Origin of the sequence: Saccharopolyspora sp. NPDC002686 (assembly GCF_040295745.1) — a bacterium.
GTDB lineage: Bacteria > Actinomycetota > Actinomycetes > Mycobacteriales > Pseudonocardiaceae > Saccharopolyspora > Saccharopolyspora oryzae.
Window position 1 is genome coordinate 1 of the sequence record NZ_JBEOVY010000668.1, and the last position, 1276, is coordinate 1276.

General features: G+C 74.1%; 1 protein-coding gene. It reads left to right on the forward strand.

The genetic code is table 11. The features are described 5' to 3' along the window. Positions 1 to 1275, forward strand: a 1275-nt coding sequence (locus tag ABTZ89_RS38770; RefSeq protein ID WP_351054487.1) for a bifunctional uroporphyrinogen-III C-methyltransferase/uroporphyrinogen-III synthase, incomplete at its 5' end; no start/stop codon positions are given. Position 1276: the final 1 nt, after the last annotated feature.

Consider the following 1276-nt stretch of genomic DNA (forward strand, 5'->3'; position numbering starts at 1 on the left):
GCCGGTGACCCGCTGACCGCCGACGCGGTGGTCCGCGAGGTCCAGGAGGTCGCCAAGACCGGTGCCGCGTTCGACGTGGTCCCGGGTGTCGCCGGTGGCAGCGCGGTTCCGGCTTACGCCGGTGTCGCGCTCGGCGCCGCGCACACCGAGGTGGACGTCCGCGGCGACGTGGACTGGGCGGCCCTGGCCGCCTCGCCCGGCGCGCTGGTGCTGCACACCACCGGCAGCCACCTGGCCGAGGCCGCGTCCCGACTGGTCGAGCACGGCAAGGCCGCGACCACGCCGGTCGCGGTGACCGCCTCCGGCACCACGGTGCAGCAGCGCACGATCGACACGACGCTGGCCTCGCTGGCCGCCGACGCCGGTGAGCTGCAGGGCCACCTGGTGGTGACCATCGGCGAGGTCGTGTCCGACCGCAGCAAGCTCTCCTGGTGGGAGTCGCGCGCCCTGTACGGCTGGAAGATCCTGGTGCCGCGCACCAAGGAGCAGGCCGGTGTGATGAGCGAGCGCCTGTGGTCGCACGGCGCCGTCTCGCACGAGGTGCCGACGATCTCCGTGGAGCCGCCGCGCAGCCCCGCGCAGATGGAGCGCGCGGTCAAGGGCCTGGTCGACGGCCGCTACCAGTGGGTGGTGTTCACCTCGGCGAACGCCGTCAAGGCGGTGTGGGAGAAGTTCGGCGAGTTCGGCCTGGACGCCCGCGCGTTCTCCGGCGTGAAGATCGCCTGCGTCGGCGAGGCCACCGCGGAGCGGGTGCGCGAGTTCGGGATCATCCCGGAGCTGCTGCCCTCCGGTGACCAGTCCAGCGAAGGCCTGCTGCAGGACTTCCCGCCGCACGACGACGTGCTGGACCCGGTCGACCGGGTGCTGCTGCCGCGCGCGGACATCGCCACCGAGACGCTGTCGGCAGGCCTGCGCGAGCGCGGCTGGGAGGTCGACGACGTGACGGCCTACCGCACCGTCCGCGCCGCGCCGCCGCCCGCCGAGACCCGCGAGATGATCAAGACGGGCGGGTTCGACGCGGTGTGCTTCACCTCGTCGTCCACGGTCCGCAACCTGGTCGGCATCGCGGGCAAGCCGCACGCCCGGACGCTGGTCGCCTGCATCGGCCCGAACACGGCGGAGACGGCCAAGGAGTTCGGCCTGCGGGTCGACGTCCAGCCGGAGGTCCCGCGCGTCGAGGACCTGGTGGACGCCCTGGCCGAGCACGCGGCCCGGCTGCGCGCCGAAGGCGCCCTGCCGCCCCCGCGCAAGGCCAAGCGAGCCCGCCGCAGCTGAC